This is a genomic window from Sphingorhabdus sp. (assembly GCF_035329025.1).
Lineage (GTDB): Bacteria > Pseudomonadota > Alphaproteobacteria > Sphingomonadales > Sphingomonadaceae > Sphingorhabdus_B.
Genome location: NZ_DAOLHN010000009.1, coordinates 63352 through 77538 on the forward strand (window position 1 = coordinate 63352; position 14187 = coordinate 77538).

Genomic DNA, 14187 nt, shown 5'->3' on the forward strand with positions numbered 1-14187 from the left:
GCGATCCTCCATTCAACCGGTAAGCGCCTCGACCAGCGCCTTGACCTTTTTCTGCCGCCATTGCGGCAAGGGCGCGACCAGCCAATAAGCCAGGCGATGATCCTGCGCATTGTCTAACGCACGGACGCGTCCGGCAGCAAGATCTGCTTCCGCCAGCAAATGCGGGACGCAGGCTTTGCCCAGCCCGATTGCAGCGGCATCAATGGCAAGCCCAGCATCGCCCAGCCTCAGCGCTGCCGTGCCTTCTTCGAGCGAGCAACCCGGCCATCCAATCGGCGTTTCTGCCCCACCATCAGGAGCAGCGACCGAAACAAAAGCACCTGGCGCAAGCTGCACACCTTCATGCTCACCCGGCCCGTCGGTGAGACGAATGGCGAGGTCGAGATTGGCCTCGGTGAAGTCGATCTCATTGTCTGCCGCAATCAGCGTGAACTGCAAATCGGGATTGTTCGCGCCATATTTGGCCAGCCGAGCTGTCAGCCATTTGGCCGTAAAATCGCGCGGGGCGGCGATGGTGAGCGAATTGGACGTCTGCCCTGACTGCATCGCCCGCACCGATTCCTCGAACTGAAGGAAGCCCGCGCGCAAGGCATCCAAACCCTTGTCAGCTTCAGGCGTAAGTTCCAACCCCTTGGGAGTGCGGCGGAAAAGGACGACACCAAGCATGTCTTCCAGAGCGCGGATTTGCTGGCCGACCGCCGCAGGCGTCACCGCAAGCTCATCCGCCGCCTTGGTAAAACTCAGATGCCGCGCAGCCGCATCGAACACGCGCAGGCCGTTCAAGGGTAGATGCGTGCGCTTCATCGGGCGGTTGCAGGCGCGACCAGCTTGAAACGCGGGATTTCGACAAGGAAGGTCGATCCATCAGCGCGGATGAAGCGGTAATGCCCTTCCATGATACCCGAAGGCGTCGGCAGCGGGCAGCCGGAGACATAGTCATGGCTGCCATCGGGCTTGAGCAAAGGCTGCTCACCCACCACGCCATCGCCATCGACATGGTTTACCCCGCCATGACCGTCAGTAATTTTCCAATGCCGGGTCAGCAATTGGACGGGATCGTCGCGGTGGTTTTCGATGCGGATATGGTAAGACCAGAACCAGCGGTTCTGCGCGGGGCTCGACTGCTCATCGAGAAAATTGGTGACCACGCGGACGGTGACGCCCTCAGTCGTTGCATGTTCATCAAAAAGCGCGTCGAGAATCAAAGGCCAACCTTCCGCAATGCCTGATCCAGATCATCTATCAAATCGAGCGGATCTTCCAGCCCGATATTGATCCGCAGCATGCCTTCTTCAACCCCCATGATTTCGCGCTGCTCTGCAGAGACGCTGTAGTGGGTGGTCGAGGCGGGGTGGCAACACAGGCTGCGGCTATCGCCAATGTTGTTGGAGATATCGATGAGTTCGAGCGCATTGAGCAATGCCATCGCCTGCTTACGCCCGCCATCAAGGACGAAACTGAAAATCGGCCCGCAGGCCTTCATCTGGCTCATCGCCAGATTGTGCTGCGGGTGGCTGGCAAGCCCCGGATGGAGCATCTTCGGCACACGGCCTTCGAGGAATTTTCCGACAGCCAGCGCATTTTCCGACTGGCGCATGGCGCGCAGTTCCAGCGTTTCGAGGCCTTTATGCACCACCCAGGCGTTGAAGGGCGAGCAATTGGGGCCAGTGTTGCGCTGGAAAGGCAGCAACACGTCGTTGATCCATTTTTCCGAACCGCAAACCGCTCCCGCCAGCACCCTGCCCTGTCCGTCCATCAATTTGGTGGCGCTATAAGCGACGACATCCGCACCGAAATCCATCGGGCGTTGAAGCACGCTGGTGGCGAAGGCATTATCGACCACCGAGGTGATGCCATGCTCCTTCGCCAGCCCGCAGACATAGGCCATGTCGACAATGTCCATCGTCGGGTTGGCGGGAGTTTCGAAGAAAAAGACCTTTGTATTCGGCTGGATTGCAGCCTTCCACGCATCATTGTCACGCGCGTCGATCGTGGTGGTGGTGATACCCCAGCGCGGTAGCAGGCTGTCGGTCAGCCAGCGGCACGAACCGAAGGCCGCGCGGGCGGCAACCACATGGTCGCCTTGGCTCAACTGGCATAGCAAGGCGGTGGTCATCGCCGCCATACCCGTCGCCTGCATCCGGCACGCCTCGGCGCCTTCCATCAGCGCGATGCGTTCTTCGACCATGGCAACGGTCGGGTTTTGCAGGCGGCTGTAGGTCATGCCCTGCTGCTCACCCGCAAAGCGCGCGGCGACAGTTTCCGCATCGTCATAGGTATAGCCCGACGACAGGAACAGCGCCTCCGACGTCTCGCCATGCTCGCTACGCCATGTGCCGCCGCGAACCGCCTGCGTGGCAGGCCGCCATTTGGAAGTGATTTCGCGATTGAGGCCGGTGGTTTTCTTCATGGGTCGCTTTTCAAGGAGATGATAGTTTCCGTCAAATCAAAAACCGCAGTGCTAAGCCTGTCGGTGCCATAGGCGGTGTGAAGCACCAACCACGCCTCGCCGACAAGCGCCCTTCGACAGGCTCAGGGCTACGGTAAATTCACAGCGCTGCCAAAACAGCATCGCCCATTTCGCGAGTGGATAGGCTGCCTCCCAGATCAGGCGAGCGGGCGCCAGCGGCAAGTGCAGAGGCAACGGCTGCTTCAATGCGGTCTGCAGCCTCGGCCTGCACAAGCGAATAGCGCAGCATCATCGCCGCCGACAGGATCGTCGCCAGCGGATTGGCCTTGCCCTGCCCGGCAATGTCGGGCGCACTGCCATGGATGGGTTCGTACAGACCTTTCTGGTTCGAATCGAGCGAAGCGCTGGGCAGCATGCCGATGGAGCCTGCGCACATCGACGCCTGATCCGAAAGGATGTCGCCGAACAAATTGCCGGTGACGATGACATCGAACTGGCCGGGATTGCGCACCAGCTGCATCGCGGCATTGTCGACATACATGTGGCTCAATTCGACTTCCGGGAATTCCTTCGCCGTTTCAATCACCACATCGCGCCAGAGCTGGCTGGTTTCGAGGACATTGGCCTTGTCGACCGAGCAAAGCTTTTTGCCGCGCGCCATCGCGGTTTCGAAACCAACGCGTGCGATGCGGCGCACTTCGTCTTCGTCATAGGACATGATGTCATAGCCTTCACGCTTGCCATCGGCGGTTTGGCGCATGCCCTTTTCGCCGAAATAGACATCGCCGTTCAGTTCACGGACGATAACCATGTCGATCTGGCTGGCAACTTCAGGGCGCAGCGCCGAGGCATCGGCAAGTTCGGGGAACAGTTTGGCGGGGCGCAAGTTGGCGAACAATTCCAGTTCCTTGCGCAGTCCAAGAATGGCCTGTTCGGGGCGCAAATGGCGCTCGAGCGCATCGCAATCGGGATCGCCCACCGCACCGAACAATATGGCATCGGCGCGCTTCGCCAGCTCGAGAGTGGCTTGCGGCAAGGGATGCCCGACAGCCTTGTAAGCCGCCCCACCCACCAGCGCTTCTTCGAAAACCATTGCGGGCAGCGAAAGCGCCTCCAGCACACGGCGCGCTTCGGCAATAACTTCGGGACCGATCCCGTCTCCGGGCAACAAGGCAATGAGCATGGTGGTCTTTCAGAATGTACCGTAGTCCTGAGCCTGTCGAAGGGCGCGTCTCAGGTGTTGCGTGATGCGGTGAGACGCCCCTCGACAGGCTCAGGGCTACGGTGATTAACTGGCAGCCCTTTGCCGCCTCAAAGCCCCTTATGCAACCGCCCTTTTCAGCCGGTCGACCAGCCTTTCGCGCGCTGCCATCACATCGGCGCGCTTTTCACCCAGCACATGTTCAATCAGCGCCTCGCGCTGCGAAGCCATCGCCTTGAGCGCTGCGGCGGTTCCTTCGCCCGCAACCAGGTCTTCTCCGCCATAGCCGAGTTCGGATAGCAACAAAGCCTCATAACGCGCCATCGCCGGGGCCCAGCCGCGCGCTGCGGGAGCGAGCTCAACCGCAGCCAGCAAGCCATTGAGCGCCGAAAACAGCCGCGGATAGGGATAGGCTTCGGGAACCGCGCTCGCGGTCAGCGTGCAGGCCCATTCGATTGCCGCCGCCGCCAGCGGTTCGCCCAGCAAATGCGCGCGGCTGTGCACTGGTTCGACCGAAAGCGAAGCCAATTGGCCGATGACGCGCGCGCGCCAATCGCCTTTTACGATATTCCCGGGGATCAACACCGGCCGCAACACCCGCCCGCGCGCACCCTGCACATATCCGCCGATTAGGCCATGCTCTTCGGTCATGCAGCGCACAATCGCTCCAACCTCGCCATGCGGGCGGACGGCGCAGACTATCGCCTGACCAGCACTGTGCTGCATCTCAGCCCTTCAGCCAGCGCACTCTGGCAGCGGCCAGCGAGGCATATTTCGGGCTGTCATTGGCGAGTTTGGCCAGCATCGTCGCGCGAAGCTTGGGCAGCAGGCCGGGGGTCGCAAGCGATGCCCTGCCTTCCAGCAATTCGGCCGACAGGGCGGCATCGTGCGGATCAACGGGGTTTTCAGCCTCTCGGATGAGCATGCCGAGCGCATTCATCGCGACTGCGGCCATGAATTTTTCACGGCCTGCTGATTTCGCCTTCACGCCGGTATCGACCCACTCACGGATGGCCTCGAGCAACTCGACAGCAGATGGTTCGCCCGCACGGCGCGGGGGAGCGACTATTGGCAGACTAATCCGCTCACGTTCTGCTTCAGGGGCATCATCTTCCAGCAAGAGCAGCAGGTCGACCTCATTCTCGCTGGTGCGTCGGCCAATGACGGCGCGTTCCAGATTGCGGTCTGCGCCCAAGCGCCAGATTTCGGCCATCTGCATGCAGCCCAAGGCCCACCAGAGCGTGCGATAGACCAGCCAGAAACGGAACCGCGCGCGATCAACCTTGCCACCGCCAGAGGCCTCATAAGCAGTGAAATATGTGTCTAAGTCGCTTGCCCCGAAGGCCGGTTTGTCAAAATGGCCGAAGCGCCACACCGCCATGCAGCCATAGGCGAGATCCTCATGGGCATCGCCCCAGTGCGCCAATTCCCAATCGAGAACAGCAGCAAGGCCATTTGCATCGGCCATCACATTGCCCATGCGGAAATCGCCATGGACCAGCACCGGCTCGGCAGGTGGGGGCAGATTGTCCTCGCACCAACGCAGCGCCAGCGCGACGACCGGCCGGTCACCACCATAGGTCAGGAAGCGCTTCTTGAGTTCCGCCAGCGCAGCAGCGGTATCCATATAGGGGATCGGAATATCCGGGGTCGGCTTGATCGCATGGATACGTGCCAGCTCGCGAGCTATGTCATGCACCAGCGATGCAGGCGGATCGGCCAGGATCTTCGCCGGGTTAACCTCCGCCTCGACGCGGTACATGATATAACCGGTGCCCATATCGTCGGCAGCCGTCAGCTCTCCAACCACTTCGGGCGCGAGCACGCCGCCGCGATGCGCGGTACGTACCAGCTCGGCCTCGACATCATGCCCGAACGAACGCCCCTCCATGAAGGCTGCAGACGGCGCCCGACGCAGGACATAGCCTTTACCGGAGCGGTCGAATGACCAGCTTTCCATATTGGCGCCGCCCGATAAGCGACCCAGATTTTCGACCGGGGCGCTATCGCCGACGATGCGGTCCATCACAGCGGCCAGCTTGGTCTGGAATTCGTCCATGGGATTTTTGATAGGCGCGGTGTCTGTCATGGCAAGCGAAAGCTCATTTGTTGCTCCAATAGTCGAATGCTTTTTGCTGGTGCTGCGCAAGATATCGACGCGCTGCAGGGCCTTCCCAAGCCTCACTGTAATCATGCCTCGACACCCACCATCCCTGCCCCGGCAAACGATCGCCTTCGCGGACAACAAGGCAGGCCAACGCAGGTTCTCCGCGCTGCTCGGCTGCATTGTCAATTGCGTCGAGCGTCTTGCACAGCGCCCGCATCTTTGGCCGGGTGAAGCGGAAACCGAGCGTCATCAGCAACTCGGAATAGCTCATCGCGCGACCTTCGCGTGCGGCCTGTTGAAGGATGGCGGCAATCCCTTCAACATCGGCAAGACGCTTCGCCTTGTCCGGCCCGTCATCGAGGAAGGGATTATCCATCGCACCCAAGACCGCAGTCAGCGACCAACGGGCTTGGTTCGTATATTGAGCTGGCCCGCCAGCCCGGCTTTGCGATGCTTCTCGATCGCCTGATATTCAGGAGACTGCACCATTTGCTGCATGGCAGCGAGTGAAGGATATTCGGCGAGCGCGACCATGTCCCACAATTCCTCGACCTCGCCGAGTAACAGGCCTGTCACCGGCCCGGCATAGACCTGACGCCCGCCGACGGCCGCAAGGCAGGCCTGCACGGCAGCACCATAGCGGGCATAGGCCTGCGCCCCCGTCAAATCCGCATCCGAACCGTCTTCATATTCGGCCTTGGGTTTGAATTTGAGCAGGTTGACCATGACGAACGCGCCATCTTCCGCCGATCCGAAAAACGCTCCAGCCTGCTCCATAGACGGAAATACCGCGTTGCTGACTTGCATGATTCCGCTCCTCCTCTCGCTCCGGAGACAAGGTTTAATCGTGCGATTAAAAATGGCAAGCAGCGATTTTAGCCTCGCTTTGGCTTGGACCAATATGCCCGGAAATGCAGGAAATGGTGGGCGATACAAGGTTCGAACTTGTGGCCCCACCCGTGTGAAGGGTGTGCTCTACCGCTGAGCTAATCGCCCACTCTGCCAAACAGGAGCGCGCCTTTGCCAGAGCTTGCCTCGCCGCGCAAGGACTTATCCGGTGTCAGGAAACAATCTTGATGTGTGGCTGACCGGGACCGGATTTGGTATCGAACGAACGGCCAAGGCCGATGAAAATCGTATCGATGATCCGCGCCAGCTTGCCCTCTGACAGCTTGTGATCGAGGTAGAGCAGAGCTTCGGGGTTACAGTAAGGCTGAACCATCTGGTTGATGAGCGAAACCGCGTCGTCAATTGACAGATCTGGTAGATAGCCCTCGCCCATTGCTTCGGCAACGATCTGCGACAGATAATGATCCCCCAGATCGACATAGCCACGCACGACCTCGAAATGCTCGTCGCCCAGTTCGAGGTAGCTTTTGAAAAATTCGGGTTCAGCCCGATACTCGTCACGCATCCACACAAATCGGCGGGCGAAGAATTGGTACATTTTGTCGCGCACTGGCAGGTCGGCAGCGACGACTTCTTCCATGATCGCAATTTTTGGCGCGAACCAGCGGCCCGCAGCGGCCTCCATCAGGGCGTCCTTGCTTTCAAAGAAGCGGTAAAGATTGGCTGGCGACATGCCGGCGGCAGCGGCAAGCTCGGTCATCGACAGGTCGACGCCGCCGCGTTTACGCACAAGTTCCTCGCAAATGTCGAGCAACTCCTGCCGACCGGCTTCGATATCGGTTTGCGGACGAGCCATAACACCTTCCCTGAAACAACCGGCCCTGTATTGCCCGGTTATAACGCTTTTCTGATTATGTGAATAAAAGCTTCATTTTTCAATAATGTCGAATGGCAGGCTGGGCTGCGCGCCGATGAACGGTTCTACAGCAGCGTCAGGCTGAGAAATTTGGCCGCTTTGGTCAATTCCGCTGAGCGTGAGTCCCAGCAGCCGCACACCCATTTGGGCGGGGAGTATCTGATCGAGCAAGGCATGTCCGATTGCCGCGAACTCACCACGATCCAGCAGGTTGCGGGTCAGGCTCTTACTGCGCGTGAGCGTTCTAAAATCGGAATAGCGCGCCTTCAAAACCACTGTCCTGCCTTTGACGCCGCTATTCTCTATGCGGCGCCACACAATGTCGACAATCTCGTCGAGCGCGGCGCGCAATTCCTCGTTGCTTTGCTTGTCATTGAAATAGGTCAGTTCTCCACCCACCGACTTGCGCTCGCGCGACGGATTGACCCGGCGATGGTCGATGCCGCGCGCCGCTTTGAACAGATAGCTGCCCGAGCTGCCGAAATTGCGCTGCAACCATTCCTCGCTCATCGCGCGCAAGTCTGCACCTGTATGGATACCAAGCCGCTCCATCTTCTCCGCTGTCCGCGGGCCAACGCCGTGGAAACGGCGCACCGGCAGGGTCGCAACAAAAGCTTCACCCTGTTCGGGCAAGATGATGCACAATCCATCGGGTTTGTTCTGGTCGCTGGCAAGCTTGGCGATAAATTTGTTGTAGCTGACGCCCGCACTGGCGGTCAGCCCGGTCTCCTCGCGGATGGCGGCACGGATGGCCTTGGCGATTTTCACCGCCGATCCGATGCCCTGCTTGTCTTCGGTCACATCCAGATAAGCCTCGTCGAGCGCCAGCGGTTCTATCAGGTCGGTGTGACGGGAAAAAATTTCGCGGATCTGGCGCGAGACACCGCGATAGACTTCGAAGCGGGGCTTTACGAAGACGAGATCGGGACAGCGCCTTTGCGCGGTTATTGAGGGCATCGCCGATTTGACGCCAAATGCGCGCGCTTCATAGCTGGCAGCAGCCACCACACCGCGTTTCGAGGAACCGCCTACCGCCACCGGTTTTCCACGCAGATCGGGGTTATCGCGTTGTTCGACCGACGCGTAAAAGGCATCCATATCGACATGGATGATTTTGCGCAGCGATGGTTCGTCGTCGGTCATGCCCGCCCTATATGGCCCAATACTGCCGGTGGAAAACGCATGATATGCTCCATCCAAATAGCGTAACATTCGAATGTAATTGCCGCGACCCGAAAACGGGCTGGTTTTCGCAAAGCTGCTTCCGCATAAGCGGATGATGACCGCTCCACCAAAACAGAAACTTCTTGGCGACCGCGAACTGATTGTGATGATGGCGTCGATTATGGCGCTTAATGCGCTTGCGATTGATGCCATGCTGCCCGCTTTCCCGCGCATGGCCGCCGGCTTGGGCGTTGTCGATGCCAACCGTATCCAGCATGTGATTACGTCCTATTTGCTGGGCATGGGCGCCGGATCGCTGGTGCACGGGCCGTTATCCGACCGGTTCGGACGGCGTCCGATCCTGCTGATTGCTATCGGTGGCTATATTCTGTGTGCTCTGGCCTGCAGCTTTGCGACCAGTTTCGAGATGCTGATCGCGATGCGTGTGGCGCAAGGGCTTTGCGGCGCAGCGTTGGGTGTGCTCGTCACCTCGATCATCCGCGACCAGTTTGAAGGCGATGCGATGGCGCGGCGCATGTCGACGATTTTCCTGGTCTTCATGGCGGTTCCCATTGTCGCGCCTCTGGTGGGCTCGGCCGTGCTGCTGTTCGCAGGCTGGCGCTCAATCTTTGACTTGTTCGCTATCATGGCGGTGCTGGTGTTCAGCTGGGTGGCTCTGCGCCTGCCAGAAACGCTCGCCCCTGAAAATGCGATACCGATCGAACCGCGCGCGCTCGGTCGCGCGTGGAAGCAAGTCATCACCAACCGTTCTGCCAATTGCTATATGCTGGCCGGCGGCACATCTCAGGGGGCATTGTTCGGCTATCTGAACAGTTCGCAGCAGATTTTCGACCGGACTTTTTCGGCCCCCGACTTCTTCCCCATTGGCTTTGCCATCATAGCCATCGGCATCGCCTGCGCCAATTTCACCAATGCACGGATCGTGGAGCGGTTCGGCGCGCGACGGGTATCGCAGACGGCGCTGTTCGCTTTCATAACGCTTGCCATCGCGCAGGCTCTGGCGGCCACCTTTGCGCCGTCGTCCCTGCCGCTGTTTCTTGGCCTCATCACGCTTAACATGGCGATGATCGGATTTGTCGGCTCAAATTTCTCGTCGATCGCGATGCAGCCTTTCGGAGCGATTGCCGGTTCAGCCTCTTCCTTCCAGAATTTCGTACGCACGATCTGGGCTGCATTGATCGGAGCCGTTATCGGCCAGCAGTTCAATGGTGCGGTCACGCCGGTTGCGCTTGGCTTCCTGGGTTGCGGGCTTTTGGCGCTGACCCTGATCCTGATCGGCGAGCGCGGCCAATTATTCACCCGCCCGGGAACGACACGACACGTGCCGCTGTAGCGGAAAAAAAGGGAGGCCGAAGCCTCCCTTTCCTTTTGTCCAACACTACCGATCAGTTGATCGGCGGAACCGAGGTCGGCGGCGCATCGGGATCATCTTCATGAACTTCGATATGGCCGCGGCCAACATGGCTCGCCTTGCGGCTATAGGCGTAATACACCACCAGACCCAAAGCCGCCCATCCGACAAACAGCAGAAGTGTGTACCCTGAGAGGCTGAAGAACAGATACAGGCAGCCGAGGATCGAGATTGGCGCAACAATGTTCACCGCAGGCGTACGGAACGGACGGACGCGGTTCGGATCGGTGCGACGCAATACCATCACAGCGATAGAAACCATTGCAAAGGCAAAGAGCGTTCCCGAATTCGAAATGTCCGCCAATGCACCGACCGGGAAGAAAGCCGCGAACATAGCAACAAACACACCGGTTATGATCGTGATGATATGCGGCGTTTTGAACTTCGGATGGACGGTCGAGAGCTTCTCGGGGAGAAGACCATCGCGGCTCATCACGAAGAAAATGCGCGTCTGTCCATACATCATCATCAGGATGACCGAAGGCAGCGCCAGACCGGCGGCCAGACCGATAAGATCACCGATCTTTTCCCATCCGATTTCACGCATAGTCCATGCGAGAGCTTCCTTCGAACAAACGACGGCATTGTTGCCGATGGCATTACAAGCAGCAGTCAATTCAGCACTACCCGGGGCAATCCCCATGCCTTCAGGCGTCAAAAGAGGTTGTGCTCCAACCGTACCAATGACGCCACCTGCAACAAGCATGTAGAAGACGGTGCAGATTGCGAGCGAACCGATCAGGCCGATCGGCATATTCCGCTGCGGATTTTGCGTTTCCTCGGCTGCCGTTGAAACCGCGTCGAAGCCCACATAGGCGAAGAAAATGGATGCCGCAGCGGCAGAAATACCGGCGAAACCTAGCGGAGCAAACGGCTCAAAATTGTCCATCTGAACAACCGGAACCGCCAGTGCGACAAACAATGTCAGTGCGGCCACTTTGATCAGCACGAGTACGGCGTTGACGCGCGCGCTCTCGGTTGTGCCGATAACAAGCAAAGCGGTCACCAGAAGAGCAATCAGCATGGCTGGAAGGTTGATGATACCGCCAGCCGAAGGACCAGCCGTCAAAGCCAAAGGTATTTTTATACCGAGTACACTATCCAATAGCCCGACAAAATAGCCGGACCAGCCAACAGAAACTGCACCGGCGGCCACTGCATATTCAAGCACAAGAGCCCAACCAACCATCCAGGCGAGCATTTCGCCCATGACCGCGTAGGTATAGGTATAAGCCGATCCTGAAACCGGCACCATCGATGCCAGTTCAGAATAGCAAAGCGCCGCAACAGCGCACACAAAGCCGGCAATCACGAACGAAAGCATCATGCCCGGACCGGCCTTTTGCGCGGCTTCGGCGGTCAGGACGAAGATACCTGTGCCGATAATCGCACCAATGCCGAGCATCGTCAGTTGGAATGCACCAAGCGATCGGTGGAGGGACTTTTTTTCCGCCGTCGCCAAAATGGCGTCCAACGGTTTGACCCGGTCGAATATCATCAGATTCTCCCCAAAAAATATGTTCTGGGGCCGAAACTAGAGCCTAAATGGACATGCGCAACAAAATTTCAGCGCATCAGCATCGGCCCGAGCGCTTTTCCACCGAAAAGATGGACGTGGAGGTGCGGAACCTCTTGATGACTATGGATTCCGGCATTGGCGAGCAGCCTATAACCCGGCGCCACCAGCCCCTGTTCGCGGGCAACATGGCCGACGGCCCGGATGAAACCGGCTATCTCCGCTTCGCTCGCCTTCGCGCTGAAATCATCCCAGCTGACATAGCCCCCCTTGGGGATGACCAATATGTGAACCGGTGCCTGCGGATTGATGTCGTGAAAGGCGAGCGCCCATTCATCCTCATATACCGTGCGGTTGGGAATCTCCCCGCGCAGGATTTTGGCGAAGATATTCTGCTCATCATAAGGCAAAGTGGCGTCGACGGGCACGCGTCATCCTTTCCTGCTGGCTTTTTCTTCTATTCCCGAAACGCCCTCGCGTCGTTCGAGTTCGCACAGTATGTCATCAAGGCCCAGATTCGCATCCGCGAGCAATATGGCGAGGTGGAACAGCAGATCGGCAGCTTCGTTTGTCAGCTTTTCCGGACCTTCCTTGAGCGCAGCAATGATCGTTTCGGTGGCTTCCTCGCCAACTTTCTGAGCAATCTTGGCCGTACCCTTTGAAAAAAGCGAGGCCACATAGCTCGACGCCGGGTCGGCGCCCTTGCGCGCGCGGATGACCGCTTCCAATCGCTCTAAACGCGGATCCATCAGCGCCCCCTGCCCTGCAAGTTCATCACCATCTGCCGTTCATCCTCAGGGATAAGGCCTTCAAGCACGCGCCAGAAGCCAGTCACCGATTCCTGCCCTGCCGCCGCATAAGCTGCCGACAAACCGGTGCGCAAGGCCTCGAACAACTGCGCCTCGAACGCGGCACCGGCCTCGGTCAAGCGCAACAGCTTTTGCCGCCGGTCGACCTCGCCTGACTTGGTTTCTACCAGTCCCTTCGCTGCCAGGTCGTTCAACACGCGGCCCAGCGACTGCTTGGTTATCGACAGGATTTTGAGTAGCGCGCTGACCGGAAGGTCGGGCTGGCGTGCTATGAAATAGAGTGCGCGGTGATGCGCGCGGCCAAAGCCATGCTCGACCAAAAGCTCGTCGACCGAACGCGTCAGGCGCGTGTAACCGAAAAAGAGCAACTCGACGCCGCGCCTGACCTCGTCCTCCCGCAGGAAGAGTGGCGACGCAGCTGGCGAGAATGTCTCAATCGAGGGAGAAGATGGGACAGCCATATTGACGTATCTTGACGCAGCCCATAACTAAGTGCAAGCATTTCCTGAAAGTTGCTATTTTCGTAATTATATTTCAAAATGGAACCAAGCATGTCGCATTCTGCCATCCCGACGCTCGAACGCGTACCGCATCCCTCACCGGTTGCCGATGATGTGCGCGCAGGGCTGATTGCCGATCCGGGCTTTGGCAAGGTGTTCACAGATCACATGGTCACGATCAAATACACCGAAGGTCAAGGGTGGCATAGCGCGACGCTCGGCCCGCGCGGTCCGCTGACGCTCGATCCCGCTACCGCAGTACTACATTATGCACAGGAGATTTTCGAGGGCCTGAAAGCCTATCGCCTGGCAGACGGATCGATGGCGCTGTTCCGCCCCGATGCCAATGCACGCCGCTTCAACCAGTCGGCCCGTCGTCTCGCCATGCCCGAAATTCCCGAAAGGCTGTTCATCAATTCGATCAAGGCGCTGATTGATGCGGACAAGGCCTGGTTCCCGCCGGTCGAGGGCGGATCCATCTATATCCGCCCGTTCATGATCGCGAGCGAGGTGTTTCTGGGCGTGAAGCCGTCATCCGAATATCTGTTCATGATCATTTGCTCGGCAGCCGGGAATTATTTCAAGAGCGGCGCGCCTGCGATCAAGATCTGGATATCCGAAAATTACACCCGCGCCGCACCCGGCGGGACGGGCGCGGCCAAATGCGGCGGCAACTACGCCTCCAGCCTGATCGCGCAGCAGGAGGCAATTGCGCAGGGCTGCGACCAGGTCGTTTTCCTCGACGCCGCTGAACATCGCTGGGTTGAGGAATTGGGCGGCATGAACCTGTTCTTCGTCTTCGACGATGGCAGCATCGTCACACCGCCCACCGATGGAACGATCCTTGAAGGCATCACGCGCGCATCGCTTATCCAGTTGGCGCAAGAAGAAGGACTGACAGTTCGCGAGGAGAATTACGCCATCGACCAGTGGCGCACCGATGCGGAAAACGGGCGGCTGGTCGAAACCTTTGCATGTGGTACTGCGGCAGTCGTAACGCCGGTCGGCAGCGTTCATGGTGCACAAGGCAGCTTCACCATTGGCAGCGGTGGCCCCGGTCAGCTCACGCAAAAACTACGGGCCAGACTGGTTGAAATCCAGCGCGGCGTGGCGCCCGATCCTCACGGTTGGGTGGATCGCATCATTTAAGCAAAGCACGTGTTGCCAAGCGGTTTTTGAACGCTATAAGGCCGCTCTCCCAAGCCAGTCAGGCTTGGTCTGCTGGGGTGTCGCCAAGTGGTAAGGCACCGGTTTTTGGTACCGGCATTCGCAGGTTCGAATCC

The 14187-nt window shown here is 58.9% G+C and carries 16 protein-coding genes and 1 tRNA gene; 2 read left to right on the forward strand and 15 right to left on the reverse strand.

Features of this window, described 5'->3' with window-relative positions; genetic code table 11:
• Positions 1 to 12: 12 nt before the first annotated feature.
• From PKC81_RS03980 to dinB, 11 genes are all read right to left on the reverse strand, one after another.
• Positions 13 to 804, reverse strand: coding sequence for a LysR family transcriptional regulator (locus PKC81_RS03980; protein WP_324333339.1), 792 nt, complete (start codon positions 802 to 804; stop codon positions 13 to 15).
• A complete protein-coding gene (gene apaG / locus PKC81_RS03985; protein ID WP_239016528.1) occupies positions 801 to 1205 on the reverse strand; it encodes a Co2+/Mg2+ efflux protein ApaG in 405 nt (134 codons plus the stop codon). The genes PKC81_RS03980 and apaG overlap by 4 nt, the downstream gene beginning before the upstream one ends.
• Positions 1202 to 2410, reverse strand: coding sequence for an aminotransferase class I/II-fold pyridoxal phosphate-dependent enzyme (locus PKC81_RS03990; RefSeq protein ID WP_324333342.1), 1209 nt, complete (start codon positions 2408 to 2410; stop codon positions 1202 to 1204). The genes apaG and PKC81_RS03990 overlap by 4 nt, the downstream gene beginning before the upstream one ends.
• Before the next feature lie 139 nt (positions 2411 to 2549).
• Positions 2550 to 3593 carry a 3-isopropylmalate dehydrogenase gene (gene leuB, locus PKC81_RS03995; protein ID WP_324333344.1) on the reverse strand — a complete coding sequence of 348 codons (1044 nt, stop codon included), beginning with the start codon at positions 3591 to 3593 and terminating at the stop codon, positions 2550 to 2552.
• 138 nt (positions 3594 to 3731) lie between these two features.
• Entirely contained in the window at positions 3732 to 4337 is a 606-nt protein-coding gene (locus PKC81_RS04000) for a recombination protein O N-terminal domain-containing protein (protein ID WP_324333346.1), read from the reverse strand.
• Between the two features lies 1 nt (position 4338).
• The gene (locus PKC81_RS04005) at positions 4339 to 5670 is read right to left on the reverse strand and encodes a phosphotransferase (RefSeq protein WP_324333348.1); all 1332 of its coding nucleotides are present in this window, start codon (positions 5668 to 5670) and stop codon (positions 4339 to 4341) included.
• 43 nt (positions 5671 to 5713) lie between these two features.
• Complete coding sequence (locus PKC81_RS04010) at positions 5714 to 6094, reverse strand: ribose-phosphate pyrophosphokinase (RefSeq protein WP_324333350.1); 381 nt, start codon at positions 6092 to 6094, stop codon at positions 5714 to 5716.
• A gap of 17 nt (positions 6095 to 6111) precedes the next feature.
• Positions 6112 to 6525: a DUF1330 domain-containing protein gene (locus PKC81_RS04015; protein ID WP_324333352.1), complete on the reverse strand. Its 414-nt coding sequence runs from the start codon at positions 6523 to 6525 to the stop codon at positions 6112 to 6114.
• Positions 6526 to 6639: 114 nt separating this feature from the next.
• A tRNA-Val gene (locus tag PKC81_RS04020) sits at positions 6640 to 6714 on the reverse strand.
• 64 nt (positions 6715 to 6778) lie between these two features.
• Positions 6779 to 7423, reverse strand: coding sequence for a TetR family transcriptional regulator (locus PKC81_RS04025; RefSeq protein WP_324333354.1), 645 nt, complete (start codon positions 7421 to 7423; stop codon positions 6779 to 6781).
• A gap of 72 nt (positions 7424 to 7495) precedes the next feature.
• The gene (dinB, locus tag PKC81_RS04030) at positions 7496 to 8626 is read right to left on the reverse strand and encodes a DNA polymerase IV (RefSeq protein ID WP_324333356.1); all 1131 of its coding nucleotides are present in this window, start codon (positions 8624 to 8626) and stop codon (positions 7496 to 7498) included.
• Between the two features lie 79 nt (positions 8627 to 8705).
• Between dinB and PKC81_RS04035 the strand changes: the two genes are divergently transcribed.
• Positions 8706 to 10001, forward strand: a complete 1296-nt coding sequence (locus PKC81_RS04035; protein ID WP_324333358.1) for a multidrug effflux MFS transporter — start codon at positions 8706 to 8708, stop codon at positions 9999 to 10001.
• Between the two features lie 52 nt (positions 10002 to 10053).
• Here PKC81_RS04035 and PKC81_RS04040 read toward each other — a convergent pair whose 3' ends face one another.
• From PKC81_RS04040 to PKC81_RS04055, 4 genes are all read right to left on the reverse strand, one after another.
• The gene (locus tag PKC81_RS04040) at positions 10054 to 11577 is read right to left on the reverse strand and encodes an amino acid permease (RefSeq protein WP_324333360.1); all 1524 of its coding nucleotides are present in this window, start codon (positions 11575 to 11577) and stop codon (positions 10054 to 10056) included.
• A gap of 68 nt (positions 11578 to 11645) precedes the next feature.
• Positions 11646 to 12023: a histidine triad nucleotide-binding protein gene (locus tag PKC81_RS04045; protein ID WP_324333362.1), complete on the reverse strand. Its 378-nt coding sequence runs from the start codon at positions 12021 to 12023 to the stop codon at positions 11646 to 11648.
• A gap of 3 nt (positions 12024 to 12026) precedes the next feature.
• Positions 12027 to 12344 carry a phosphoribosyl-ATP diphosphatase gene (locus PKC81_RS04050; protein WP_324333364.1) on the reverse strand — a complete coding sequence of 106 codons (318 nt, stop codon included), beginning with the start codon at positions 12342 to 12344 and terminating at the stop codon, positions 12027 to 12029.
• Positions 12344 to 12865 carry a MarR family transcriptional regulator gene (locus tag PKC81_RS04055; RefSeq protein WP_324333366.1) on the reverse strand — a complete coding sequence of 174 codons (522 nt, stop codon included), beginning with the start codon at positions 12863 to 12865 and terminating at the stop codon, positions 12344 to 12346. Before PKC81_RS04055 ends, PKC81_RS04050 begins: the two co-directional genes overlap by 1 nt.
• 90 nt (positions 12866 to 12955) lie before the next feature.
• On the opposite strand from PKC81_RS04055, the gene PKC81_RS04060 reads away from it, so the two are divergent.
• Positions 12956 to 14053, forward strand: a complete 1098-nt coding sequence (locus PKC81_RS04060) for a branched-chain amino acid aminotransferase (RefSeq protein ID WP_324333368.1) — start codon at positions 12956 to 12958, stop codon at positions 14051 to 14053.
• Positions 14054 to 14187 lie beyond the last annotated feature (134 nt).